The 25,883-nt window shown below is 42.8% G+C and carries 19 protein-coding genes; 14 read left to right on the forward strand and 5 right to left on the reverse strand.

The window, feature by feature from the left end; genetic code table 11:
• The first annotated feature begins 52 nt into the window (after positions 1–52).
• From AC1HDJ_RS09235 to AC1HDJ_RS09265, 7 genes are all read left to right on the forward strand, one after another.
• Complete coding sequence (locus tag AC1HDJ_RS09235) at positions 53–2,179, forward strand: Ig-like domain-containing protein (RefSeq protein ID WP_479539989.1); 2,127 nt, start codon at positions 53–55, stop codon at positions 2,177–2,179.
• On the forward strand, positions 2,139–2,546 hold the full coding sequence (locus AC1HDJ_RS09240) for a hypothetical protein (RefSeq protein WP_479539987.1): 408 nt from the start codon (positions 2,139–2,141) through the stop codon (positions 2,544–2,546). The genes AC1HDJ_RS09235 and AC1HDJ_RS09240 overlap by 41 nt, the downstream gene beginning before the upstream one ends.
• 223 nt (positions 2,547–2,769) lie before the next feature.
• Positions 2,770–3,633: a LysR family transcriptional regulator gene (locus tag AC1HDJ_RS09245; RefSeq protein WP_479535289.1), complete on the forward strand. Its 864-nt coding sequence runs from the start codon at positions 2,770–2,772 to the stop codon at positions 3,631–3,633.
• Between the two features lie 259 nt (positions 3,634–3,892).
• Positions 3,893–4,489: an FMN-dependent NADH-azoreductase gene (locus AC1HDJ_RS09250; RefSeq protein ID WP_479535292.1), complete on the forward strand. Its 597-nt coding sequence runs from the start codon at positions 3,893–3,895 to the stop codon at positions 4,487–4,489.
• 145 nt (positions 4,490–4,634) lie between these two features.
• Positions 4,635–5,027 carry a DoxX family protein gene (locus AC1HDJ_RS09255; protein WP_479535294.1) on the forward strand — a complete coding sequence of 131 codons (393 nt, stop codon included), beginning with the start codon at positions 4,635–4,637 and terminating at the stop codon, positions 5,025–5,027.
• Between the two features lie 233 nt (positions 5,028–5,260).
• Positions 5,261–5,962 carry an ABC transporter ATP-binding protein gene (locus tag AC1HDJ_RS09260; protein WP_479535296.1) on the forward strand — a complete coding sequence of 234 codons (702 nt, stop codon included), beginning with the start codon at positions 5,261–5,263 and terminating at the stop codon, positions 5,960–5,962.
• Positions 5,959–6,756: an ABC transporter permease gene (locus AC1HDJ_RS09265; RefSeq protein WP_479535298.1), complete on the forward strand. Its 798-nt coding sequence runs from the start codon at positions 5,959–5,961 to the stop codon at positions 6,754–6,756. Before AC1HDJ_RS09260 ends, AC1HDJ_RS09265 begins: the two co-directional genes overlap by 4 nt.
• Before the next feature lie 66 nt (positions 6,757–6,822).
• On the opposite strand, the gene AC1HDJ_RS09270 is transcribed toward AC1HDJ_RS09265, so the two are convergent.
• From AC1HDJ_RS09270 to AC1HDJ_RS09280, 3 genes are read right to left on the reverse strand one after another with little or no spacing between them, the layout of a single operon-like run.
• Positions 6,823–7,299, reverse strand: coding sequence for a response regulator (locus AC1HDJ_RS09270; protein ID WP_479535300.1), 477 nt, complete (start codon positions 7,297–7,299; stop codon positions 6,823–6,825).
• 41 nt (positions 7,300–7,340) lie between these two features.
• The gene (locus AC1HDJ_RS09275; protein ID WP_479535302.1) at positions 7,341–8,705 is read right to left on the reverse strand and encodes a sensor histidine kinase; all 1,365 of its coding nucleotides are present in this window, start codon (positions 8,703–8,705) and stop codon (positions 7,341–7,343) included.
• Positions 8,705–10,147, reverse strand: coding sequence for an SLC13 family permease (locus AC1HDJ_RS09280; RefSeq protein ID WP_479535304.1), 1,443 nt, complete (start codon positions 10,145–10,147; stop codon positions 8,705–8,707). Before AC1HDJ_RS09280 ends, AC1HDJ_RS09275 begins: the two co-directional genes overlap by 1 nt.
• Positions 10,148–10,321: 174 nt before the next feature.
• Here AC1HDJ_RS09280 and AC1HDJ_RS09285 point away from each other — a divergent pair, with 174 nt between their 5' ends.
• Entirely contained in the window at positions 10,322–11,314 is a 993-nt protein-coding gene (locus AC1HDJ_RS09285) for a 2-hydroxyacid dehydrogenase (protein ID WP_479537070.1), read from the forward strand.
• Positions 11,315–11,940: 626 nt separating this feature from the next.
• Positions 11,941–12,534 carry a TetR/AcrR family transcriptional regulator gene (locus AC1HDJ_RS09290; RefSeq protein ID WP_479535306.1) on the forward strand — a complete coding sequence of 198 codons (594 nt, stop codon included), beginning with the start codon at positions 11,941–11,943 and terminating at the stop codon, positions 12,532–12,534.
• 239 nt (positions 12,535–12,773) lie between these two features.
• On the opposite strand, the gene AC1HDJ_RS09295 is transcribed toward AC1HDJ_RS09290, so the two are convergent.
• The gene (locus AC1HDJ_RS09295; RefSeq protein ID WP_479535309.1) at positions 12,774–13,517 is read right to left on the reverse strand and encodes a hypothetical protein; all 744 of its coding nucleotides are present in this window, start codon (positions 13,515–13,517) and stop codon (positions 12,774–12,776) included.
• A gap of 203 nt (positions 13,518–13,720) precedes the next feature.
• Between AC1HDJ_RS09295 and AC1HDJ_RS09300 the strand changes: the two genes are divergently transcribed.
• The 5 genes from AC1HDJ_RS09300 to AC1HDJ_RS09320 all read left to right on the forward strand — a co-directional run bounded on the left by AC1HDJ_RS09300 (position 13,721) and on the right by AC1HDJ_RS09320 (position 23,378).
• On the forward strand, positions 13,721–14,266 hold the full coding sequence (locus AC1HDJ_RS09300; protein ID WP_479535311.1) for an META domain-containing protein: 546 nt from the start codon (positions 13,721–13,723) through the stop codon (positions 14,264–14,266).
• Positions 14,267–15,870: 1,604 nt separating this feature from the next.
• Positions 15,871–16,842, forward strand: coding sequence for a TAXI family TRAP transporter solute-binding subunit (locus AC1HDJ_RS09305; RefSeq protein WP_479535313.1), 972 nt, complete (start codon positions 15,871–15,873; stop codon positions 16,840–16,842).
• Between the two features lie 226 nt (positions 16,843–17,068).
• Positions 17,069–19,672 carry a TRAP transporter permease gene (locus AC1HDJ_RS09310; protein ID WP_479535315.1) on the forward strand — a complete coding sequence of 868 codons (2,604 nt, stop codon included), beginning with the start codon at positions 17,069–17,071 and terminating at the stop codon, positions 19,670–19,672.
• Between the two features lie 350 nt (positions 19,673–20,022).
• Positions 20,023–21,486, forward strand: coding sequence for a catalase (locus tag AC1HDJ_RS09315; protein ID WP_479535317.1), 1,464 nt, complete (start codon positions 20,023–20,025; stop codon positions 21,484–21,486).
• Between the two features lie 284 nt (positions 21,487–21,770).
• On the forward strand, positions 21,771–23,378 hold the full coding sequence (locus tag AC1HDJ_RS09320; protein ID WP_479535319.1) for a hypothetical protein: 1,608 nt from the start codon (positions 21,771–21,773) through the stop codon (positions 23,376–23,378).
• Positions 23,379–23,460: 82 nt separating this feature from the next.
• Here the strand turns inward: AC1HDJ_RS09320 and AC1HDJ_RS09325 are convergent, their stop codons facing one another.
• The gene (locus tag AC1HDJ_RS09325; protein ID WP_479535321.1) at positions 23,461–25,479 is read right to left on the reverse strand and encodes an EAL domain-containing protein; all 2,019 of its coding nucleotides are present in this window, start codon (positions 25,477–25,479) and stop codon (positions 23,461–23,463) included.
• Positions 25,480–25,883: the final 404 nt, after the last annotated feature.

Below are 25,883 nucleotides of genomic sequence, written 5' to 3' on the forward strand. Positions count from 1 at the left end.
GAGAGTTTACTATTAACTGCAGTTTATGAAAAACAATGGAGCCAATATCAATATGGTAAGTTTGAAATATTTATTCATGAGTATTGCCATACTTATTTTAGTGGGATGTGGTGGAGAGGAAGGTAATCTTCTACAGCAATCAGATGCGGTGGTTATCACTGCCCTACAAGTTACCCCTCAGACAGGTCGTATACCGGCAGGGCTTAACTTACAACTCACCGCAAATGCAGAAATGAGTAACGGTAAGATTGTTGATGTCACCGCTTCTCCATCAGTAACGTGGAAAAGCAGTGATACACAGGTAATAACTGTTAATACTACAGGATTAGTAACAGCAGTTAATGTTGGTAATGCAATAATTACTGTTTCTGGTACTAATGAGCAGAACCAATATTTTGAAGCTACAGCATCAATTGAGGTGACTAATGCCATTGTCGTAAGATTGCAAATTACACCGCCAGAAATAAGCATTGCCGCAGGCCTAACAACCGATTATACAGCCACCGCTATTCTCTCGGACAATTCAACGTCAGATGTTACTCAATTTACTGAGTTAACGTGGAGCAGTAGCGATGATCGCATTGCAACGGTCAGTAATGATTCCAATACCAAAGGGAAAGCGACAGGAATTATCCCCGGTGTTGTGACGATATCAGCGTCAGGATATGCAAACGGTGAGCAATTCAGTGCCACCGCTGAATTAACAGTCAGTGATAAAATTATTACGGCATTACAGATAGAGCCGAGATTGGGATCAACACCTGCAGGTTTAGATTACACATTTACTGCTGCTGCAATATTTTCTGATGGCTCAACACGAGATGTTACTAAAGAGCCCTCATTAATCTGGAGTAGTGAAAACTCTGAAATCGCTACAATTAATTCAGGTGTTGCAACAGGAGTGCAGGCCGGAACAACGCGTATACAGGCTTTGGGTGTTATCCAAGGAAAAACTATTAGCGATACAACGACATTAACGGTAACTGATGCCATTATTACTGGTTTAGACGTAACGCCAAGCGCTGTATCAATCGCTGAAGGCTTGAGCACAAAACTAATTGCAACTGCCCTTTTATCTGATGGGAAAACCCAAAATGTGACTAAAAATGCGTTATTAAATTGGCGTAGTGATAACCCGTCAATCGCGACAGTAAGCAATAGTGCTGAAGACAAAGGCATTATTACCGGAATAAAAGCAGGTGAAGTAACTATCACCGCGTCAGGCGAAGTCGATGGCCAACAATTCAGTACTGACGTAAAAGTAACCGTAACGGATGCAGTCATCACACAGTTACGGATTACACCAGAAAGTCCGAAAATTCCTCTCGGTCCACAGCAGCAACTTAATGCTGAAGCTCGATTTTCTAACAATACTGTTTTAGATGTCACCAATATAGAGAGTATTAACTGGATTTCGAGCGATCCAAACATTGCAACTATCAGTAGCAGTGGTAGAAATAAAGGTATGATAACGCCTGTTTCAGTAGGAGACGTAGATATCACTGCAACCATTATTGAAACAACAGGTAAACAATTCAGCACTACTACTAAGGTAACCATTACCAATGCGTTAGTGACTCAATTATCCATAGAACCAGAGGCTCTATCACTCCCTGAAGGTTTAAAAAAGCAGCTTAACGCTAACGTAATGCTCTCAAATAATAAGATAATGAATGTTACTAATTCCGATGCTATAAGCTGGATATCTAGCGATCCGAGTATTGCAACTGTCGATAATAATGGCACAAAAAAAGGCACTCTCACTGCCATTGCTGAAGGTAATGCCACTATCACAGCTACTTTTGAGAGTAATGGTCAAACATTTATGGCAACCAGTCAAATTGAAGTGACTATCCCTATTTTAAAAGAAATAGCACTCAGCACTTCATCAGTTAACATCACCCAATACTATGGCGCACAAGTAAAAGTCACCGCTATTTATGACAACGGAAAGTCATACGATGTTACCGAACAAAGTACATGGTCTACCAGCGAAAACTTGACTGTGATTAATGGCTATGTATCAACGAATGAATTTATTGAGGGGCAAGTAGGAAATATTAAAGCCTTATATAAAGATAAAGAATCGGCACAGGCTAAAGTTAATATGGTTTTAGCCAACAAAAGTTTGATAATAGGTGCTGAAACTGCCTACTCAGAATATTATTTCTTCAAGTAACTTTACTACACTGAAATTTCAGGGAAGTGCTGTTATAGATGGTATTTATGATGCTGTCAGCGGCGAACTGTTAGCCGGAGGTTATGGTGGAGGTGACCCTATTAACTATAACGATCAGATGAATATCCGTGATGTTGTAAGTATTAAAGGCGTATCAGGCACTGTTTGGGCTGGGAGTAACGGCATAGATATGTTGCAAATATTGGAATGGAATGATGGGGAAGATAAAAAAATCGGTAAAAACACGCAGGGAAGTGTGTCTGAAATTCCGCAAATTGATGATTCAATTTATAGCGTTATCGTGTACTCCTCATCAGCAACCCCCCCTAGCCGCTATGTTACAGGGATACAATTTGTGTATCGATAAACAGACAACGGCTGTTAGTTAATAATACACCATCAGCTCATGTAAGTTTACATTTACATGTGGAGTGTAGTAATCACATATTAAATAGACCCACAATTACATTTGAACGGAGTTACTGTATGAAAATACAGCAACTCCGTTCTTTTTTATAGAAGGATCAATCAAGTAATTCATGTATTTGATATAGTTCGAGCATAACACCACCCAGAGAGTGACCAAAGTTATGGATTACCGTCAGTTACGCGCATTTACCGCTGTTTTTGAAGAGAGAAATATGACCGCAGCGGCGCATCGCTGCCATATTTCGCAACCTGCGCTATCGGCGGCGATTCGACAACTCGAAGATCAGCTTGGTATCGAATTATTCATTCGTCAGCCCAAAGGGGTTGCGCTGACTGAAGAGGCCCGACGGCTTTACCCGACGGCACGCCGTCTGGTCAATGAGATCAACGCCCTACCCGATCTGTTTGCCGAACAAGGCAATGCACTCAGTTTGCAGATTGGCCTGATGCCCGATCTTGGCCAGCAGTTACAAAGCCGGATCATGGCCGCATGCTATAATGCGATCCCCAATTTAAAATTAGATGTACGATCCGGCTGCTGCGGAGATATGCGGATCGATCTTGATACCGCACTGTGTGATGACGATCTGTTCTTTCCGTTGATCGATGAAGAGTACCGCGTGGCGATCGCCGCTGATCACCCACACAGCACGGTATTACGCACCCTGTTTGCTGAAAAAGGCACAATTTCGGCCAGTGATATTCCTGCCAATAGCTGGCTTGTTTGTAATAACAGTGCTAGTTATCAGCGTATTATGGGCATACTCTCGCAACATTCACTGGTGCTTTCCCCCAAAGCAAAAGCAGAAACCGATATTCAACTGGCGGCAATGATCAGCGCCGGCTTAGGTATTGGCCTGTTACCCAACAGCGCATTAGCTGACTGGCCTACATTACAGACATATACTCTGCCAGAGCTCACACTTTCCCGCAGAATAGGCTGGTGTTACAGCGTAGAAGCCGCTCAATTACCTGCTGTGCAACAAATCATTCACTATTTTTCTGATCCCGACCGCCTAAAATAAGCACCTATTTGCATATAACTATCCGATATTCTTACAAACATAAGGTAAATCATTCTATTAATCAGAATGGTTTACCCGATTTTTTGCGCTTTTTACCTTTATTTTTTCGTGTAAATTGAAGTTATGCCCACAACGGCGTTTTTTTAACTACACTGAATAAGTGTATTTTGTTGTTAACAACTGTGTTTCATCACAAAGTTTCATTAGCACTGTTTAAGCAACAAAAAGCACAACACGGATGAATACAGGAAGCGAATTTATGAGTAACGTATTGGTTTTAAAATCCAGCATTATGTCTGCCCAGTCACAATCAAACAAAATGGCTGACTTTCTAATTGCACAACATAAAGAAAAAGGTGACAACGTCACAGTTCGTGATCTGGTAGCTAACCCGATTCCGATGATCGACAGCGAAACCGTGGGCGCACTTCGCCCTACCGGTGAACTGAGCACACGTCAGCAAGAAACTCTGGCACTGTCTGATCACTTAATTAACGAACTTCTGGCACATGATATTATCGTGCTAGCCGCACCTATGTATAACTACAGTATTCCAGTTCAGCTAAAAACCTATATTGATATGGTTTTACGAGCAGGAACAACATTCCGCTATACCGAAAAAGGGCCGGAAGGTTTAGTTCTTGGTAAGAAAGCCATTGTGCTGAGCAGCCGTGGTGGTATCCATAAAGATCTGCCGACCGACCATATCACACCGTATCTGAAAACCGTTCTGAACTTTATTGGTGTTACCGATATTGATTTCGTTTATGCCGAAGCCATTGCTTACGGGCCTGATGCGGTAAACCAAGCACAAACTGCTGCACGTGAACAGTTAGCTGCTCTGGTTAATGGTTAATGGTTAAATAATAACGCAACGCCCTCTTTACATAATGCAGGAATATGTACCGGAATATAGGTCTAAATATAGCGTTTAAATACAACGTATAAATATAGCACCTAAGCATAGATCCGGAATAACAACAGGAATAAAGGATATCCACATGAAATATATTGATCTGTTAGCCCGAGCAATGATGGCTTATATCTTCATTATTGCCGGATGGGGTAAATTAGGGGCAGGTTATGCCGGTGTTGCAGGTTATATGCAATCGGTCGGATTACCCGGATTTTTATTACCGCTAGTCATCTTACTTGAACTCGGTGGTGGTTTGGCGCTGCTGGTGGGTTTCCAAACACGTTTCATGGCCGCAGCACTCGCCCTGTTTTGTATCGCTAGTGGTGTTATTTTCCACTATCAACCAGCCGAAAGTATGCAAATGACCATGCTGATGAAAAATATCGCTATGGCTGGTGGTTTGCTGATGTGGGTTCAGCATGGCGCAGCAGCACTAAGCTGGGATGCCTATCGTGCGTGTCTGTGCAAAAATAAATAAAATCCAAACACTATTTGGCTGAATATACGCCACTCACTAACTCCAGAAGCCCGCATAGCGGGCTTTTTTTATATTCGGATTTATTCATTCAGTATTTTTATTCAACACTGACTATGCCAGATTTACATTCAGCCATTAAATAATTCTAGCTGCGCTCTTTCACTAAACCGTGACTCTGCCCTATCATTAACCACTACTTTCTGTTTTTGCTGTAAAACCGGAGTTTCCACCTCATGCCCTCAGCGGTACATTCCCCTGTATTAACAATCGAAAATTTATCGATAAAACATAATGACACTGTGCTTATCGCTCCGTTCTCAGCACAATTAACGCAAGGCCAGCGTATCTCGCTTACCGGTGAATCTGGTTGTGGAAAAACCACTCTGCTGACGCAGCTTTGCGGCATGCTTCCGGCTCAAAGCGGCAGTATCTCGCTGTTCGGACACCCAATTTCACCGGCCACACAAACCGCTATCCGACAAAAAATTGCGTATTTGCCCCAGCAGATCCCCGCGGTAGAGATGTCAGTCGAGCACTATTTGCAGCGTATTTTGCAGTTTTCTCACAATCAACACTTGAATACACCCGCTATGCAGCCGATTATGCGGCAAAAAATGGTGACATTACTTGAGCAGATTGGGTTAGATGCCGATGTTCTAACACAACGCATGTCAGATCTCTCCGGCGGACAGCGTCAGCGGGTAGGCATTGTCGCATGCCTACAACTTGAGCGGCCACTGCTGTTTGCTGATGAACCTACCTCTGCACTCGACAGTGAAAGTAAGCTCAAATTCTTTGCCATGATCGAAAAGCAGGCCTGTAGCTTATTGGCTGTAACACACGATCCCGATGTGATGCACTTTTGTCAGCGCCACTGGCTGATTGCCAATCAGCAGTTTCAAGAACAGCACACTCAGGAGCAATACAGCGTATGAATGAACTCTATGTAAGCTGGCAAGATATTGCCTTGGGTGTGTTGTTGCTGATTATTCCGCTCAGCCTGAGCCGCTGGTTGCAACTGAAACTTGAAACTGACATGGTTAAATCCTGTTTGCGCATGGTGATTCAGCTAGCCTTGATTGGCTTTTACCTTGAGTATCTGTTTGAGCTGAATAACCCGTTTTTGAATGCCCTCTGGTTGCTGGTGATGATCTCTGCTGCCGCCTCAAATGCAATTAAACGCACACCGCTGCCACGGGGCCGTTTATTTGCACCAGTGTTTATCGGTATTTCGCTAGGGTCACTGTCTGTACTGGCATACCTGTTACTGGTTATTTTGCAACCCACTCCGTTGTACGATGCCCGTTTTGCCATTCCGCTGGGCGGCATGCTGTTTGGTAATGCACTTACCGCTAACTATCTGGTACTCGACCGTTTCTACCGCGCGGTTATTACCCAACAACCCATGTGGATGATGGATCTCTCGCTTGGAGCAACACCGTTTGAGGCGGCGCTGCCACATCTTCGCCATGCAATGCGTTCGGCATGGTCACCGACTATTTTATCGATGGCGACACTTGGGGTTGTTTCACTGCCGGGCATGATGACAGGGCAAATTTTAGGTGGAAACAGCCCTCTTTTGGCGATCAAATACCAAATACTGGTTATGCTAGCGCTGCTTGCCTGTACCACACTCTCATCAACCCTGATGATTTTGCTCAGCCTGCGCAGCACCTTAACGCCTCAAGGTATTATGGATCCCACACTTACTCAGCTCTATCGTGATTGATTGCATCATGCTTGATTACATAGTTAACGCTTGCTGAGAATAAAACTGCGCGGTGTCGCTTTCCTGCTAATCGCGCAGTCTTTCCAGCACCACGGCTTGGTCGGCAAACTCAAGATACGGCGTAATATCCATACCACTGTCGAATAAAAACTCGGTCAACAATTTGCGGCATACTGCCAGCAGCCCATCAGCCTGCCAAGGCTTTTCAAGATAGTGCTGAATACGCGCGCGGTTTACCGCATCAATTGTATCTTTGTGTGATGCCTGCCCAGTCAGCAGAATTTTTTTCATCTGGTAAAAACGCGGATCAGCGGCTAACTCAGCCAGAAAATCGACCCCGTTTTTTCCCGGCATAATATGATCTGACACCACCAGAGCGATCTGTTTTCCCTCGGCATCAAGATCATCGATTAAACTGATCGCTTCGGCAGCCGATTCACACTCTTCAATATTGATCCAACTAGCCAGCTTATCCAGATCACGCACCACCGCACTGAGCACTTCGCGCTGATCGTCAACACAAATCAGATATAACCTTTCCATATGATCCTCCTTGAATAGCGTACTTTGTCCGATATTGATCTTCATAACACTGATTGCAACGGAATTCGTACCCGAAACTGCGTATAATCTGCGTTACTTTTAAGCAGCAAATCGCCGCCATAGCTCTCAACTAGCCGCTTGACGATATACAGCCCCAGACCTAACCCGATAGTTTGGCCACTTTTTTTGGTGGTAAAATTGGGTTGGAAGATCTGCGCCGCGATCTCTTCAGGGATCATCGGCCCGTTATTTGAGATCATCACTTGTATTGATCGCTTTCCTACCCGTGAAGTAATCCGTAACGTTGGATTAGATGTGTGCGCCTCTTTCATCGCATCCCAGCCATTTTTGATAATATTGACCCACACCTGCACCAATTCAGTTTGGTTACCGTATATTGGCGGAAGATCGCCCAGATTCAGCTCAACACTCACTTCCCGCAGATGGCTTTGCAGTAATGACAAGGCTTCGTGCAAGGAGTCATTCACATCAATCCCCCACTGCCGCTGATAATCACCACCGCCCAATTGCTTCACTGATTTTACGATCCCGCTGGCATGGCGCGCGGCTAACTGCATGTCATAGCAATCACGGCCTATTTCCCATAATTGCAAAGCATCATCAAGATTATTAGGGAGATGAGCCGGTATGGGTTGATCACCAAGCGCGCGAGCCAAGGTTTTAGCCTGCGCATGTGAAAGTGTGAACTGCTTACGCAACTGGCCAGCTAGCTCACGCACATGCAAACTTGACTCAGATTGCCCCTGCTCGCGCCCCTGATCAAACCATGGGATTAGGTTCGGAGATCGATCATTGAGCAAATGGCGCATAACATCACTTAGATAATCCGATTTACGGGCCAGCACGCCCACCGCATTATTTAGCTCATGTGCCAGACCTGCGGCCAGTTGCCCCAGCGTAGAGAGCTTTTCTGCCAGATGTAAACGCCGGTTGGCCGCTTCTCGCTCACGTGCCATCTGGCTTAAGCGCCACTGTCGACGTTGTAACTCTTCCACAATAACCGGCATAAACTGCTCACTTAAACTGCCAAAGCGTTCACGATCAACCGGCGCGGTGCGCAGATCTATCCACGCCAGCTCGGCATCAGTTTCTGCCACCACACGGCTTGATGCCACCAGCCGGTACGAGAAAAAGCTGTGTACACCGATAAACGTACCCGGTGATGCCAAAAAGATCTCGGCTTGCTCCTCTTCACCAATATCATCCAGTGCCTTTACAGTGGCGGTCAGTTGCCCTTCGCGCACATAGTAGAGGCGATCATTAAACTGGCCTTGATCCATCAATACATCACCACAGCACAAACTGATCTGCTGCTCAGGTTGCGTAAAGTAGTCACGGATAATCCGCTCAATGACCGCTAGCTGCTCTTTTTTCCGCTCACTCATCAGATGATCCCAAACTGTGTCAGCAGCAGTAGCATCAACAAACTCAGCACCACACCAATAATCCCGAGCCATGTTCCCGTTTTTGCCATTTGTGAAGACTCGACCATGCCGGTGGCATGCGCCAGCGCATTAGGCGGTGTACTGATAGGCAGAGCCATACCGAGTGATGCGGCAAAGGTTACCCCCAGAATCAGGGTGACTTCATTTAACCCGCTGACCGAGCCAGCCAGTGCCGCCATCAGGGGTAACAGTAAGTTTGCCGTTGCGGTATGCGACATAAAATTCGCCATCAGTAAGGTTAACGCCACCGCGCCCAGCAACACCGCCATCGCTGAATAGTTGGCAAATGGAATGGTTTGCACTAGACGCTGAGCCAGCCCTGTTTTTTCAAGCGCCAAACCAAGCGCAATACCGCCGGAGACCAGCCAGAGCACATCCCATGACATTTTTTTCATGTCATCACGGGTAATAATACCGGTAGAAACAAATACCGCGACCGGGATCAGTGCCACAACATACGAATTCATGTTATGCAACCCGCCCAGCATCCAGAGCAATATGGTGACAATAAACGTGATATACACCACGACAGCCTTACCGGTTTTCAAAAACTTACCGCGAATTTGTAGCTCAATCTCTTTTTGTGATGAAGGATAGAAGAAATTCAGTAACCACCAGCCAATCAATAGCAGCACCAGTACAAACGGCACACCAAAACTCATCCACTCACCAAATGAGATAGCGTTCTCTCCAGTCAGGTATTTCAGCGCGACCGCATTGGGTGGCGTACCAATCGGCGTACCGATACCACCGATATTTGCCGCAATCGGAATCGAGAGTGCAAACGCTACCCGCCCCCGATCCCCCGCCGGTAATGCAGCCAGTACCGGTGTAAGCAAAGAGAGCATCATTGCTGTTGTTGCGGTATTACTCATAAACATCGAAAAAATAGCAGTAACTACCATTAATCCGAGCATGACATTACGCGGATTTTTACCGAAGGGTTTGAGCAAAACCCGTGCAAGATTGACATCTAAACGGAATTTTGTTGCCGCCATAGCAAGAAAAAATCCGCCTAAAAACAACATAATAATCGGGGATGCGAAGGTACTCATGATCTCTTGGTATCCCAGCATGATACCAAAATCGGTTGCATCGGCAGCAGGCAGTGCCAGCCAGATAGAGCGATCTGAAATTAACAATAACTCCAACAGAATAATCAGTACTGAAGTCGCATAAATAGGAATAGGCTCAAGCACCCAGCACAGCGCTGCTAGAATAAAAATAGCAATTACCCGCTGTTCTACCGTGGTTAAACCCGGCATCATAAACCAGCTTGAAGGCATTAAAATTATGATAAAAAACAACAAAAATGGCAGTGACGTAACAAAAATTTGCCTTATCGAATGGGTATGACGCGGCTCTTTACTTACTCTATCCATGAATAACCACCGTGATTTTTAATCCCTAAAGTCATTAAGGACATACTCTCAAACTGACAAAAATTCACCGTGAGTCATATCTAAAAACAGTCATTAAATATTGAAACAAACATTCATTTGATTTACATCAATTATTTTTGTAATTTAATTACAATTAAGATGTGGAGTAGCATGATGAACATCGCAGTATTTAGCAGTAAACAGTACGATCGTAAGTTCTTCAATCTGGTGAACCACTCGTTCAACTTCAATCTGGATTTTTTTGATTTTAAGTTTGATGCTAAAACAGCACGTATGGCCGAAGGTGCTGATGTTGTTTGTATTTTTGTCAACGATACCGCTGACAGAGAAGCCATCCAAGTACTTGCACAACAAGGCATTAAACTTATCGCGTTGCGCTGCGCTGGTTTCAACAACGTTGATTTAGCCGCAGCTGCCGAGTTTGGTATTGCGGTAGTCCGAGTGCCTGCGTACTCACCGGAAGCTGTAGCAGAACATGCTGTTGGAATGATGTTAACCCTCAACCGCCGTATTCACCGCGCTTATCAGCGCACGCGTGATGCCAACTTTTCGCTTGAAGGGTTAACCGGATTCAACATGCACGGGCGCACTGCCGGTATTATCGGTACGGGAAAAATTGGTATCGCTACCATGCGTATCCTAAAAGGCTTTGGCATGAAGTTGCTGGCCTTTGATCCGTATGTCAACCCTGAGGTTGAAAAGCTCGGGGGCGAATATGTAGATCTAGATACCCTACTAGCACAATCAGATGTGATCTCATTGCACTGCCCACTAACACCAGAAAACCGCCATCTTCTCAATGAAGCAGCATTCGCAAAAATGAAGCAAGGCGTTATGATTATCAACACCAGCCGTGGTGGTTTGTTAAATTCTCAAGATGCTATTGAAGCGCTCAAGCAAGAGAAAATTGGCGCACTCGGCCTTGATGTGTATGAAAATGAGCGCGATCTATTCTTTGAAGACAAATCAAACGATGTCATTAAAGATGATGTGTTCCGCCGCTTGTCTGCCTGCCATAACGTGCTGTTCACCGGCCATCAGGCTTTTTTAACCGAAGAAGCATTGACCAATATTGCCGATACTACACTCAACAATATTGCTGAATTTACTCGCTCTCAGCACTGTACAAATCAGGTTGTGCTGTAACCAAATAACCACTATACCTACGCCTTATTCCTGTTAACGGGTATAAAGCAGCATCAGGTTATTATTTAGGCAACAAGCTGCAGCTATTATGTTGCAGCTTGGTTTAAATAATGATCTTTTTTATACCAGATATAAACAAAATGCATTAAAGCCCTGAAACCACTTACAGATAAGACCTCTTACCTCTTCGTGTTTATGCCTTAGTCTTCTAAAAGCCATACCTCGTTTTCGTTAACATTTCTTACAATAATTAATTATTTTTCATTAAGTTAATTAAAAAATAACGATGTGTTTCATAAATAAGCGATAAATATCCAGAAGATAGCCGACTAATCACACCTTGTTTGTTTCTTATTTTCTGCTAAGTTATGCCTTCTTTTGCACAGAATGTGCGTGCAGTAAAGCTATTTATAACAAGATACATTCTAATATTAGGTGATAAAAATTATCAATAACTGACTTACTTCCCTCTTATTTGTGGAATATCAGTTAGCGGTAATAATTTAATCTCGTTACGAGTTGACGAGCTTGAGCTTTCGCTTCTAATTTTATATATGAAACAACACCAATTGTGACAAAAAGATCACAAATGGTCATTACAAAAAACCACACATGAGGAATACGTCGTGCAACGACAACAACCACTACAGCGCCGTAGCCGTGAGCGCGTTCAGCGTATCCTAGATGCTGCTGCAGAGCTGTTCGAACAAAAAGGGATTGATGCTGTCAATCCAGGTGATATTGCTATTCACGCGGGGATTACACGAACATCGCTATACCGTTATTTCCCAAATAAAACATCTGTTATTCATGCACTGGCTATCTGCCATTTAGAGAAACTGCGTGAGCAATTCCGTGAAGTGCGTGATCAGCATTTAGACGGTGAAGCACTGATTAATGCTCTGCTGAATGTTCATATCCACTTTTTAAGTAAAGAGCCAGGTTATCAGGCGGTATGGTCATCCGTTGCTATTACTCCTGAGTTGCATACACTGTATGAACTGGAAAATGAGTGGCTATCGGATGTCTGGGGTAATTTGATTATTCACTTGAACCCGCACTTTGATGAGAGCCGTTTGCCAACTATCCGCCGAATGATTCCGCTGATTGTTACCGCTGTACTGCGTGACTGCTCACGTGATAACACAGAACAGCTCGATGCCTATTTTTCAGAACTGCGCAATATGCTACATCAGGTATTTGGTTTACAAGCCAAATAAACAGAAGGCCAAGGAGTGGCCTCTGCTCTGCCTTCCCTATTCGACTCAACCCTGTTTCCTATTTCTGCGTTCTCTTTCCCACTGAATTCATCTCTAAAATAGAGATCTAGAATAAATCACTTCCACCTGTAATAATTTATATTAAGAATCACCCTAATATTTATAAATAATACTGGGATTCTCATATGAATTTATAAATATTCATGCTGTTAAAATGATAATGGCGAAGACTTATCTGCTTATATCAACACTGCTAATAAGGTACTGCATAAATACAATGCAGATACCCAGAGCAAGCGCTGTAGTGAAGGAACTGCTTTTGCTTTCATCTTTGCATCTGCCATATAAGCATATTGGCGATACATAATTAACGGCCATACCCAGAGCAAAAATCCGCCGACCAGTAATATCAACCGTACCGTAATACCTATCATCAGCGAAGCAGATAACACCGAGCCCACCGGCGTATGAAGAGCCTGATATACTGCATTACCACATGCACTAAAAATACCGATAAACCCACCCAGCGGCAATAAACGGTGAAATGCCTGTAAGCGGCAACGTGCGGCAACCATCAGTAAATGTGTGAATACCGCCCCAAGCGTTAACAGTGTGGTAATCAGCAGGCTAAGCGTTTTGGGTTCTGTGGCAACAAAAAACACCGCAGTAGTGATGGCCAGCAGTGATGATAATACGCTGCAATAGCGTGTCAGCTGTATGGATTTAGAAACTGAAAATGGTAAGCGCTTAACATTCCACAATGAAAGTGCATGCACACCTGCCACTGAAGCAGATAGCCACGTTAGCAGCGATACATCGCCAAGCAACACCGCACTTAGCACGCTAAACACCAGCCACAGCAGAGTCAGTGTGTGCGATTGCTGTATCAAACGGCGCTGCTGACCCGGGCAGATTTGCCCTTTCCAGCGCATAAGACTCAAAATAAGGGTTGCCATTAGCACTGTCGCAAGCAGTACACTCATCAACAGAGCTATTACGGGTGAAGAAAAAGGTGTAGCCAGTACAGTAGAATTCAAGACAACAAACGAGGTCATATGATCGGCCATTATCGAAACAGTGTGTGTAAAGATCACTGTAATTAGAAAAATCAGAGCGCAGAGTATAAAGTGAGAACCGCTAAACTAAAACATTCTTACACTTCTGATGTAAATACTAAGTGGGATCAATGACCTTCTCTAATGCTCTATCCCTTAGCCTGATATGCTTTTCGCTGGTGGGCTGCACCCTGCCAGCACAGACCGACACACTATTGCATGACGAGCCAAAATCAGCATCCGCCGAGCGACATTCTGTAACGCTTGCTGATCTGGCACACCGCCATTTTGTGCTGCTGAGTGTTGACGATAAATCATGGCCACCAGCCGATACCGGTTTAACAACGCACCGGCGGGCAATGTATCCGGGCATTGATTTTAATGAGCAAAATATAATTAGCTCGACATTCTGTAATGAGTTACAGGGTCACGTATCACAGCTGAATCACAAGGTTCAGGGTATATTGACCCCACTCAGTTATCCGGTGGCTGTACACCAACAAGAAAACGGTATTCGTAAGACGAAAACATGCGCGGATAAACGGTTAAATCAGTGGGATAAGTTATTTCAGCAGATGATGAGTGCGGGCGTGGTTTTAGAGTTGCAAGAGTCAACGCTGTTTATTGAAGGTGCAGGCCATACTATGACATTTATGCTGCGTGATTGGGTTTATTAATCGTTGCACCAGAAGCTAGCACATTAATACACTAGCATAAAAAAACCGGAATGCTATTTAGCCATTCCGGTTTAGGATGTTGCAACACTTATAAGGCTACTTTTTACAGTACGTGTTACAGAGAAACTATCTATCTTTACGTTAACATTCAAAGTCATCAGCAACCTATGCTTATGTTACGGCTTACGGTGCAGACAACTTCACCATTTTTAAAAACACTCACAAAACCTCTTTTTAACACTTTATTCAATTTCACGTTTCCAATTGCCCGGCGAATTTGAAGGCCGGTATAGCTGATTTCCGTTTGATGATCGTTTGGTAGTAATAAACAAACCAATCACAAGCAGTAACACGATAACACTTAACAGTAATGGAACTAGCATCCTGCCACCTCCTCGGCGATTGGCTTGCATGGCCTTGTAGCAGTGGATCTTGTTACTGTGAAATTTACAGGTTATTTGTGTCTCAATTATTACTGAACTGTTTTTGATTGTGACAATTTATTCTACAACTTCCTTTGCTTACTGTTATCGCTTTTACTTTTTACGCTTACGGTCAATTTTACACTTACGGTCTTAGTTTACGCTTACAGGTTTTACACGAACACCTATTACATATCGCACATGCTTAGCTATGACTTCGTTAGTATTGCTTAGCTCACTCCTTTGGCAGTATTCCTTTATGTTGTTGATTCACTTGTTGCTTGTTGCTTGTTGCTTGTTGCTTTCATTTTGTACGTATTCTAACTTTGTGACTTGTTAACATTATCTGACGCTTTAACCTTACTATTTCCACAGAACTCCTGTAGGAGTCACTCTATTGGCGTAATATTGAGTTACGCGCGGCCTAGCATACAGATTTTTGGTGCTTTGGTGCTTTGGTGCTTTGGTGCTTTGGTGCTTTGGTGCTTTGGTGCTTTGGTGCTTTGGTGCTTTGGTGCTTTGGTGCTTTGGTGCTTTGGTGCTTTGGTGCTTTTAGCATTTTGTCATGCGCGCCGTAGCGGCATACAATTGTGCTTTTTCAATGCATCTATCAAAAAAGGTATCTGCTATCTGATACCTATTACTGAGTGTAGATTGACTTTAAAAATTAGCCAGAAAATAAATATCAAATATCTACATATTTTTAGCATGATCGTCTGAAATTCAAACACTCTGTTTAATTCATAGCCCGACAATACCTATCATTAACATCCTCCCACTTGCTCATTATAGCTACATTATGCTTCCCACGTCTAAAAATTGAACACCAAAACAAAATAACCCATTGAAATAAAACAATTAAAAAATTTGAATGCCGTAATGAAACTGCCAGTAATATTTATCCAAGAATATGAATCAATGTGTTGTTTTTTACATAACACAAATGACTCACTTCAAACTTTACAACATTTAATGCTGGAAAAATGCACGTTAATTTGATTTGCGCCAAGGTTTTATGCTTAATCTTAGAGGCTTATTTTATCAGTTTGAGTTGGAAGCAACATCAAACACCATGTTGGCAATATAGCCAAAGCCGTGATCGGTAGCCGTATCGGTCGGTATGATTTTCACTCTTCTTCCCCGCTTGGGGCAGCTTGTCATTTCAAAAGAAGGAACTATTACATGAAGGGAATAACACTTGCGTGTGCACTTTCCGCCGCTATCACAAGCTCTGTATTCAGCTACTCGGCTGCCGCAGCTGAACAATTTGTCACTATTGGTACGGGTGGTCAAACTGGAGTCTATTATGTGGCCGGTCAGTCTGTTTGCCGTTTTTTAAACCGTGGTTCGGCAGATCACCAAATTAAGTGCAATGCTCCTGCAAGCGGTGGTGGCGTTGCCAATGTAAACGGCCTACGCAGTGGTGAATATAATTTCGGTATTATGCAGTCAGACCACCAGTATAAAGCGATGAAGGGCCTTGCTCCGTTCCAAAAAGAGGGTGAAATGGCCGATATGCGCGCAGTATTCTCATTACAAAGTGAGATTTTCACTGTTTTAGCACGTAAAGAGGCGAACATCGGTAACTTTGATGCACTGCAAGGAAAACGCGTTAATATCGGCAACCCAGGTTCGGGCCAGCGTGATACGTTTGAAGAGCTGATGTCAGCAAAAGGCTGGAATCGCTCAGCATTCAGTTTAGTCTCTGAGCTTAAACCGGCAGAACAAGCTTCCGCGCTCGGTGACAATAATATTGATGCGATGAGCTACTTTGTTGGCCACCCGAATGGCGCAATTCAAGAAGCTTCAACCACCACTGATGCTGTGTTAGTACCCGTTACTGGGCCAGAAATTGATAAACTATTGGCCGAAAAACCCTATTTCACCAAAGCCGATATTCCGGGCGGTTTGTATAAAGGCAACCCTGACGCAGTGCCTTCCATTGGTGGAAAGGCGGTGCTCTCTACCCGTGCTGATACTGATCCTGAAATTGTTTACCAACTGGTAAAGTCCGTCTTCAGCAACATTGACCGCTTCAAGAAACTTCACCCAGCCTTCGCTGAATTGCAAGAACAAGACATGATTAAAGTTGGCTTTTCTGCGCCGCTGCATGAAGGGGCGGCACGCTACTATCAAGAGCGTGGCTGGATGTAATCCCCCTTTCCCACCGGTGTCTATTTATGGGTGGGTATGCGTTTAACCCGATGTCTGTTTAGACGATTATTTTAAATCAATATGGCTCATCGGGTTTTTACTTTTACCTGTACACAATAATTGCACTATTGCTATTGCTATTGCATTGCTGCGTGCAGGTATGCCGCGCTTAATAAACATCAGCTTATTAAGTCAGTCTGTTTAGTTGTATCCGTTGAGTTATCTTATGCAACCACAATCACTCTCTACTGAAGAACTTATTGCGGAAGATGTCGGTGCCCGTTTGCCGACCGGCGCGATGGCATGGACAATTGCCGGGTTAGCGCTGATATGGTCTCTGTTTCAGCTGTGGATAGCGTCTCCACTTCCCTTTATTTTTGGTGTTGCGGTATTAAATGATACTGAAACACGCGCTATACATTTAGCCTTTGCGCTGCTACTTGCCTATCTGGTCTTTCCCGCATTTCGCCGCTCACCCAGAAAATATGTCCCGGCGATTGATATCGCGCTAGGGCTAGTCGCCGCGGCGACAGCCGCCTATCTATTTGTGATGTACAAACAACTGGCGCTCAGACCAGGAAATCTGGCAACCGCTGACTTTATTACAGCCTGTATCGGCATTCCTCTGCTGTTAGAAGCTGCGCGACGAGCATTAGGTATCGCACTGCCGGCCATTGCATTAACATTTTTAGCCTACAGCCTTGCAGGGCCGTGGATGCCAGGGTTATTGGCTCACCGCGGCGTAAGTTTAACGGCTCTGGCCAACCATCAATGGATTACAACCGAGGGCGTATTTGGTATTGCTCTGGGGGTATCCACCAGTTTTGTCTTCTTGTTTGTGCTGTTTGGTGCATTGTTAGAGCGTGCGGGCGCTGGGCACTATTTCATTCAACTAGCATTTAGCATGCTTGGGCATTTACGTGGTGGTCCGGCAAAAGCCGCCGTTGTTGCCTCGGGGCTGACAGGGCTGATTTCAGGATCATCTATAGCCAATGTGGTAACCACCGGCACATTTACCATTCCGATGATGAAGCGTGTCGGTTTTAGCGCAGAAAAAGCCGGTGCGGTAGAAGTCGCTTCATCGGTCAACGGGCAAATTATGCCGCCTGTTATGGGGGCTGCTGCATTTTTAATGGTGGAATATGTCGGCATTCCCTATGTTGATATTATTAAGCACGCCTTCTTGCCAGCAGCAATTTCATACATTGCATTGCTGTATATCGTACATTTAGAAGCGCTTAAATTAAACATGCAACCACTGGCGCAGCACTCAGCGCCCCGCCCATGGTTATATCGGTTAACTGGGTTTTCGTTTGGGGCGGCACTTATCAGCGGCCTTTCGCTGTTAGTCTATTACGGGTTAAGTTGGTTAAAACCGCTTTTGGGGGATTACGCACTCGTCGGTATTGGTGCGCTGCTTGCAGTAACCTATATTGGATTACTGAAAATAGCGGCCAGTAATGAACCTCTGGCGGCTGAAGATCCGGATAAACCGCTCGACCAACTGCCAAAAACCCGTGCGGTACTGCTTTCCGGTCTGCACTTTTTATTGCCGGTTGTGGTACTGGTATGGTGTTTGATGATTGAGCGTTTGTCGCCAGGCTTATCAGCGTTCTGGGGCAGCATCATACTGATGATTATTTTGCTCACACAGCGCCCGTTACTGAACATGCTTCGCCGTGATAAACGCCACTGTTATGGTCGTTTTATTGATGGTGTGATTGATCTGCGCGAAGGGTTAATTGCCGGCGCACGCAATATGATCGGAATCGGTATTGCAACCGCTACAGCCGGTATTATTGTTGGCGCAGTATCACAAACCGGTGTTGGTCTGGTATTGGCCGATTTGGTCGAGCTACTCTCTATGGGCAATCTGCTGTTAATGCTGATGCTAACGGCAGTGCTTAGTCTTATTTTAGGTATGGGGCTGCCAACCACCGCAAATTACATTGTGGTATCAAGCCTGCTTGCTCCGGTTGTCGTCGCATTAGGGCAGCAAAACGGTTTGATTGTTCCGCTAATTGCCGTTCACCTGTTTGTATTCTATTTTGGGATTATGGCTGATGTCACCCCTCCGGTTGGGTTGGCCTCATTTGCCGCCGCAGCCGTATCAAAAGGTGACCCGATAAAAACCGGTATTACTGCGTTTTATTACAGTTTACGCACGGCTGCCCTGCCGTTTTTATTTATCTTCAATACTGACCTATTGCTGATCAACGTTGATTTTGCACATGGTGTACTGATATTCATTGTCGCCACCGTGGCCATGCTGATTTTTGCTGCAGCCACACAGGGCTACTTCCTAACCCGCAGCCGCTGGTATGAAACCGTACTACTTTTGCTGGTGGCATTTACCTTGTTCAGGCCTGATTTTTGGTTAGATAGAGTCTCTAATCCCTATCAAACTACACCGCCTGCAGAATTAAGCCAAACGCTGGGTTCAATAGATGAAAACAGCACACTGCGTTTAGAGCTTCAGGGGGAAGATGCCGTAGGGAAACCCCGCCAGTTTACTGTATTACTCACCGTACCCGATGGGGTATCAGGTGAAGAGCGGTTGGAAAAGCTAGGGATTAGCACTTATCAGGAAGATAATGCCACGCGTATTGATACCGTGACATTTGGCAGCCCCGCCGCCGCTGCCGGTATTGAGTTTGATCAGACTCTATTACAGGTTCGCACCCCAACCGTGCGGATACCAAAAGAGATAATGTGGATCCCTGCTCTTATCCTTTTTGCTTTTATTATTCAATTACAGCGCCGCAGAATAATGAAAAACAAAACTGATGATGCATTACCCACTGAACTGATCTCTGATCCAGCCAAATAATTTGCTATCAGTTAAAATATCACACAATAATAAAAGTAAGTCATTTAATTATGGCTTGCTTTTATTACATCTACTTACCCTTAATTACCTGCAAATGAAAAATAATTAACTATACAGTCACATTCCATATGCGCATTAATTTTATGCTTCTATAAAAACAAATAGCACATGAAACCAAATGACACATTAAGTCTAAGTTTGATACAATTAATGTATGAGACAAGGAATCTGTTTTCTGCGAATTACAATAAGTTACACCTATTGGAATAATAGAATAATCAAACTATTTAGTTCGCAATTAACTCATCTATACTTGAAATACACAGTACAGCAAAGACAAGGAATACAAAATGTCTGATAAAAAATTAACTACAGCTTTCGGTGCACCTGTACCGAATAATCAACATGTACTCACCGCCGGCCCGCGTGGCCCAATGCTGCTGCAAGATGCCTGGTTTCTCGAAAAATTGGCTCATTTTGATCGCGAAGTGATCCCTGAGCGTCGCATGCATGCTAAAGGCTCAGGTGCATTTGGTCATTTCACTGTCACACATGACATCACCAAATACACAAAAGCAGCGCTCTTTTCTGAAGTGGGTAAAAAAACTGAAATTTTTTCCCGCTTTTCAACCGTAGCCGGTGAGCGCGGCGCAGCTGATGCTGAGCGTGATATTCGTGGTTTTGCGGTTAAATTTTATACCGAACAAGGCAACTGGGATCTGGTTGGTAACAATACTCCGGTCTTTTTCTTAAAAGATCCGCTAAAGTTTCCTGATTTGAACCATGCCGTAAAGCGTGACCCTTATACCAACATGCGTTCAGCCAATAATAACTGGGATTTCTGGACCAATCTGCCCGAAGCGCTGCACCAAGTCACTATCACCATGAGTGATCGCGGTATTCCTTTCTCATATCGCCATATGCACGGCTTTGGTAGTCACACTTACAGCTTTATTAATAAAGACAGCCAGCGTTTTTGGGTGAAATTTCATTTTATTACCCAGCAAGGCATTAAAAACCTGACTGATGAAGAAGCAGCCGCTATTGTTGCCAATGATCGTGAAAGCCATCAGCGTGATTTACTTGAAAGTATTGATCGCGGTGATTTCCCGCGCTGGACATTAGCCGTTCAAATTATGGAAGAGAAAGATGCTGAAACATACAAAGTTAATCCTTTCGATTTAACAAAAGTATGGTCACATAAAGATTATCCATTAATTGAAGTGGGTGTTATGGAGTTAAACCGTAACCCAGATAACTATTTTGCTGATGTAGAACAAGCCGCTTTTGCACCCACCACCATTGTACCCGGTGTTGGTTTCTCACCGGATAAAATGCTGCAAGGTCGCCTGTTCTCTTATGGTGATGCGCACCGTTACCGCCTTGGTGTTAACCACAGCCAAATTCCGGTCAATGCGCCACGCTGCCCTGTCAACTCATTCCACCGTGATGGTGCAATGCGTGTCGATGGCAATAACGGTCGCACCTTGGGTTATCAACCAAATAGCTATAAAAAGTGGGAAGAACAACCTGACTTTGCCGAGCCACCATTAGCAATTAATGGCGATGCTGCACATTATGATCACAGTATTGGCGATGACCCTTTTGCACAAGCGGGTGATTTGTTCCGCCTCATGCCGCATGATGAGCAAATTCGTCTGTTTGAAAATACCGCACGTGCTATGTTCGGTGTAGAAGAGCAAATTAAACTGCGCCATATCTGTAACTGCTTCCGTGCTGATCCTGCCTACGGCATGGGTATCGCAACGGCGCTGGGAATTTCACCCGATGCAGTAATGGGTAAACATAAATAAGCATTACATCATATAAATGATATTGCTTAATATACATTAACATAACTTAAAAGCGGCCTTAGAAATAAGGCTGCTTTTTTTGTATTCACAGCAAGCATTACTGCACCGAGTGTATTGATATGCACGTACACAACATTTAGTTTTTAAATCGTTAACAATACTATTATGTTATCAGGGATAACACTTATGTGATTTTGACTGAACACACTTGATATTATAAGTAATCTAGCGTGTTTAACGTTGGGATTTATAGTATTAAAAAATAAAAAAACATAAGGATACCTATGACGAACATAACAACACTGCCAGTCCCCGTGCATTATTTTAGAAGTACAAACTCAATAAACGTGGATATCAAACATGTTGAATCACTCATTCTAGGTGAAAAGCCGGATATAAAACTTTCGACACTTGACCAGATTATTGATTTTTTTAGACGCTTACTTGGAAGGAAAACCAAACAACAACAACAAAACGAACTAAATAAACTGTTCGATACCTTTCTTTTAAAAAGGCAAAACTTACACCATCAGGTAGCATCAAAAACCAACACATTAGACGTCAAAGAGAATCAAGGGTTATATACATTTTTATGCTGTATAAACACCATTGATATGACTGAAAAATCTCAAATAAAAAACTACTCATTTAAAATTGATAGTAAAAAAGATCAAGATGGCTATGTAATCATTAGATTTTCATTCAATGATAATGAAGTGTCAAGTTTCATGATAAAAGACAATGATCGTAATAAAATACTTTTAGATGATGGCACATTCAATTACAATCAAAGTGAAAACACATATAGCATCAAAGAAAACTATAATCATCACACTCTGTTAGATTCAGTGCTAAAGAATTTCATTTCAAAAACAGAATTCAATAACCCACCTGTACTACTAGTACCTACACTATTACTAGTACCTACACTATTAATAGATAATACATTCAAGACAAAAAAGACCACACATGAAGTAGGTGTAAACACGATCACTCCCTCGACTTCAGACAATCATTCACAGACTAATCAAATACCAGAAGATACTAATAACTCAAAAACAACTGGTTTCGTAAAAGTCCAAACTACAGAAAAAACAACACAAACAACACACACAACACAAAAAAATATTAATGAATTCATCGAATATTTATCAAAATTTAAATCAATTGATGAAATCATCAACAAAAGTGAGCGCTTAACTGTCGGCGCAGGTAGTTATGGGACTGCATATCGTTTCCTTTCTCCTTATGATGGATTTGTGGTTAAAGTTCCTATAAATAAACATGGTGAAATCACTGATTATACTATAGCACAAACCGCACATCCTAAACGAGCAGCAAAATATTTAAATAAAATCAATGGTGATGGTTTTGCTTTTTCACATTTAATTGGTAATAATGAAGAAGTTCTTATATCAAAATACATTGATGGCCATGATTTTTACGAAGAAAAAAATGGGATAAAAGAGATCAAGGCATTATTAAATAGCAAAGGGTTTACCTGCTATGATATTTCATCGCCAGGAAATTTCAAAAAAGACTCTTCGGGAAGATTGTATGTTATTGACGTTGACCAAGTGGTTGAAAATCCAAAAACAGATAATCCAGGAGTGTATTCAGATTATCTATTAGAAATACAGATAGCTATTTGTCTCAAAAATGAGATCAAAGAATTAAAGGAAAAAAATGAAATACAGTTATTTCATTATAATACATACAAAAGAATTAAACAGGAAAACAATCCTGATACCACTACAATAAAACAAAACATTGATTGTATTAATAAAGAAATACAAGACCTAGAAGCAATGCTAAAATTATGTGAAAACAATAAGGAATTACGTGAAGATGAGGCAGGTAGATTTAAAGGTACTATAGATAAATTAACATAGATTATGTAAAGTACAAAAATATGACCTGTGAATCATACAAAATTACACAGGTCATAGATAAGAAATATTGAATAAATAATAATTAACGTTGATTACAGCGCCGAGCTAAACGTACCAACACCTCTTTGAGAGGTAACGGTACTGAGATACCAAAACCCTGCACAATATCAATACCACAAGCCTCAACAAAAGCCTGCTCTTCCTGAGTCTCTACCCCTTCTGCAACAACATCGCACTTTGCAACATTACCAATTTGTGCCAGTAATCGGTACAACTGCTGCCCACGTGGGTGTTTTGCATCAATCAGTAAAGAGCGATCAAGCTTCACTTTATCAAAGTGGTATTTAAACAAATGTGGGAACGAGGCATAACCAGAACCAAAATCATCCATAGCCACATGTATACCCAACACCTGCAACGCTGACATATTATCTCCCACCTGAGCAATATCGCCCAAAATCGCTTCTTCGGTTATTTCAACCTCAATACTCTGTGGTGAAATACTATAGTGAATTAAGCGATTCGTAAGATGAGAGACAAAATCAGACTGCGATATAGATGCAGCCGAAATATTAATCGCGATTCGATCCCCAGCCAAAAAATCCATTTTTTGCATATCAGAAAGTACACGCTCTAATACAATTTTGTCTAGTTGCGGCATAACACCTAATAGCTGAAAATCAGCAATAAAAGTCGGTGCATGTAAGTGTCCAGCAGGATCACGATAACGCACTAATGACTCAAATGAGCATTTATTTTGGTTATCGCGATACTGCTGAGGCTGATAGTACATAACAAACTGGCCTTCACTCAGTAAACGGTTAACCCGTTGCTGAGCCTGTGCTTTACGTACACTGTCATCAGCTGCATTTTTAATATCCTCAATAAAGTGCCCGAAGGTAATTTGCTCAACCTCTTGTTTACGGCTAATGTGCTGATTAATTTGCTTACTGCGACCTGCATAGCGCAGATAAAATGGCCGGTATACCAACACCCCGATCATCAGGATCAACAGCTGTAATAAAAAACCTTGCAAACTGTTATTTGTTGCTAAATAACCGCTTAATAGTGGAGGCGTCATCCAGTCAACAATGGTTGTTACTGGGCTAACCAAACCACTACTCATAGCGATATAAGCAATACCAAAACTAAGTAATGGTACTGTAATAAAAGGAATGATCAATAATGGGTTAAAAATGACTGGCAGGCCAAATAAAATTAATTCATTGATATTAAACATGCACAGAGGCAACGCCGCTACAGCTAGCGTGAGATGGCGCCTATCTTTTGAAAAAAGAAAAATACACAACAGTAAACTCAGTGAGTTACCCGAACCACCCATCGACAAAAAGACATCATAGAACCCCTGGCTTAAGATATTTAGTGATGCATCACCTGCTTGCCATGCCACCAAGTTAGCCTGTGTCGTCGCAAATAAAGCCTGTTTAGCTGAAAACAGAAAATTATGCCCGTTAATCCCCACAGAACCAAGAGCCCCGAGGATAAACTGGTACACTAGCCCCCCCTTTACACTCAATGGGTTAAGTTGCATTTGCTGGCGATAAACCTCCACTTCCCTGAGCAGGTGCATACTTGCTAATGATAGGCCTAGCGCAAGAAGGCTAAATATAAAAAAATGTCCGACTTGTCGGAATAGATCACGAGAAAAATCAACCTGTGAAGGGTCTAATGGTCGTAATTGAAAACGGCTGCAATAGCTAGTAGTGATAAATGCAGAGAACAGTGCCGTAAGCGGATTATTAGGTAAGTGTAAATAGTCAGATAAGCCATTATTGTTTATTGAGATAATATACAACATCACCAGCGCATAAATAATGGCTATTACGCTATTCGTGCTGTTTTTGTGTGACAAATAATAGGTAGTTATCACACATAACGAAATAGGATAGATACCAATGAGCAGGTCTGAAAGGCGAAAAACCGCATGAGCAAGATCAGGAAAATCGATATAATTTAACGTATGTGCTGAAAATATAGCAATTGCGTTACTTAATGTCAGCGGTAATAAGATAAGAAAGATAATCGAAATATCACGAATATAACTGTGATATCGGAAATGCATAGAGGGCAATAGGCGCATTTGAGACCAAAAATAGCGAGATATAAAGTAATGACCTCTTATATGCTAATACGCAAAGACGGGAGGTGCAAATGGATAAATATGATTTAGCACAGATTGTTAAAACAGTGTTCAACAAAACCCAGAAAAGCAATTGAACTGTATAGTACACACCAACACGTGTTAATAACATAAGAACTATAGCAATTTCAATTTAAAATTGCTTATTAGAAGATAGCCTGAAAAAGATCATAACTATAAATAGTTCATGAGTAGAGATACCAAAATGATTGGCAAATTCCCCAACTGATTACTCATATTTGGAAAAACTAAACTAAAATAATATGTCATGGTAAATTTCACGGGGTATTGAAAACAGTGTAATAACTGAATCCCCCCCCCGCATCTCAAACAATACCTATACG

It is taken from the genome of Plesiomonas sp. ISS29 (assembly GCF_056522795.1).

Excerpts from the sequence above, each read along its gene's own strand:
- AC1HDJ_RS09260 (WP_479535296.1), top strand. The coding sequence starts at position 5,261 with ATGCCCTCAGCGGTACATTCCCCTGTATTAACAATCGAAAATTTATCG.
- AC1HDJ_RS09300 (WP_479535311.1), top strand. The coding sequence starts at position 13,721 with ATGACCTTCTCTAATGCTCTATCCCTTAGCCTGATATGCTTTTCGCTG.
- AC1HDJ_RS09325 (WP_479535321.1), bottom strand. The coding sequence starts at position 25,479 with ATGCGCCTATTGCCCTCTATGCATTTCCGATATCACAGTTATATTCGT.
- AC1HDJ_RS09270 (WP_479535300.1), bottom strand. The coding sequence starts at position 7,299 with ATGGAAAGGTTATATCTGATTTGTGTTGACGATCAGCGCGAAGTGCTC.
- AC1HDJ_RS09285 (WP_479537070.1), top strand. The coding sequence starts at position 10,322 with ATGAACATCGCAGTATTTAGCAGTAAACAGTACGATCGTAAGTTCTTC.
- AC1HDJ_RS09320 (WP_479535319.1), top strand. The coding sequence starts at position 21,771 with ATGACGAACATAACAACACTGCCAGTCCCCGTGCATTATTTTAGAAGT.
- AC1HDJ_RS09310 (WP_479535315.1), top strand. The coding sequence starts at position 17,069 with ATGCAACCACAATCACTCTCTACTGAAGAACTTATTGCGGAAGATGTC.
- AC1HDJ_RS09255 (WP_479535294.1), top strand. The coding sequence starts at position 4,635 with ATGAAATATATTGATCTGTTAGCCCGAGCAATGATGGCTTATATCTTC.
- AC1HDJ_RS09245 (WP_479535289.1), top strand. The coding sequence starts at position 2,770 with ATGGATTACCGTCAGTTACGCGCATTTACCGCTGTTTTTGAAGAGAGA.
- AC1HDJ_RS09275 (WP_479535302.1), bottom strand. The coding sequence starts at position 8,705 with ATGAGTGAGCGGAAAAAAGAGCAGCTAGCGGTCATTGAGCGGATTATC.
- AC1HDJ_RS09305 (WP_479535313.1), top strand. The coding sequence starts at position 15,871 with ATGAAGGGAATAACACTTGCGTGTGCACTTTCCGCCGCTATCACAAGC.
- AC1HDJ_RS09265 (WP_479535298.1), top strand. The coding sequence starts at position 5,959 with ATGAATGAACTCTATGTAAGCTGGCAAGATATTGCCTTGGGTGTGTTG.
- AC1HDJ_RS09315 (WP_479535317.1), top strand. The coding sequence starts at position 20,023 with ATGTCTGATAAAAAATTAACTACAGCTTTCGGTGCACCTGTACCGAAT.
- AC1HDJ_RS09235 (WP_479539989.1), top strand. The coding sequence starts at position 53 with ATGGTAAGTTTGAAATATTTATTCATGAGTATTGCCATACTTATTTTA.
- AC1HDJ_RS09250 (WP_479535292.1), top strand. The coding sequence starts at position 3,893 with ATGAGTAACGTATTGGTTTTAAAATCCAGCATTATGTCTGCCCAGTCA.
- AC1HDJ_RS09295 (WP_479535309.1), bottom strand. The coding sequence starts at position 13,517 with ATGAGTGTACTGCTTGCGACAGTGCTAATGGCAACCCTTATTTTGAGT.
- AC1HDJ_RS09280 (WP_479535304.1), bottom strand. The coding sequence starts at position 10,147 with ATGGATAGAGTAAGTAAAGAGCCGCGTCATACCCATTCGATAAGGCAA.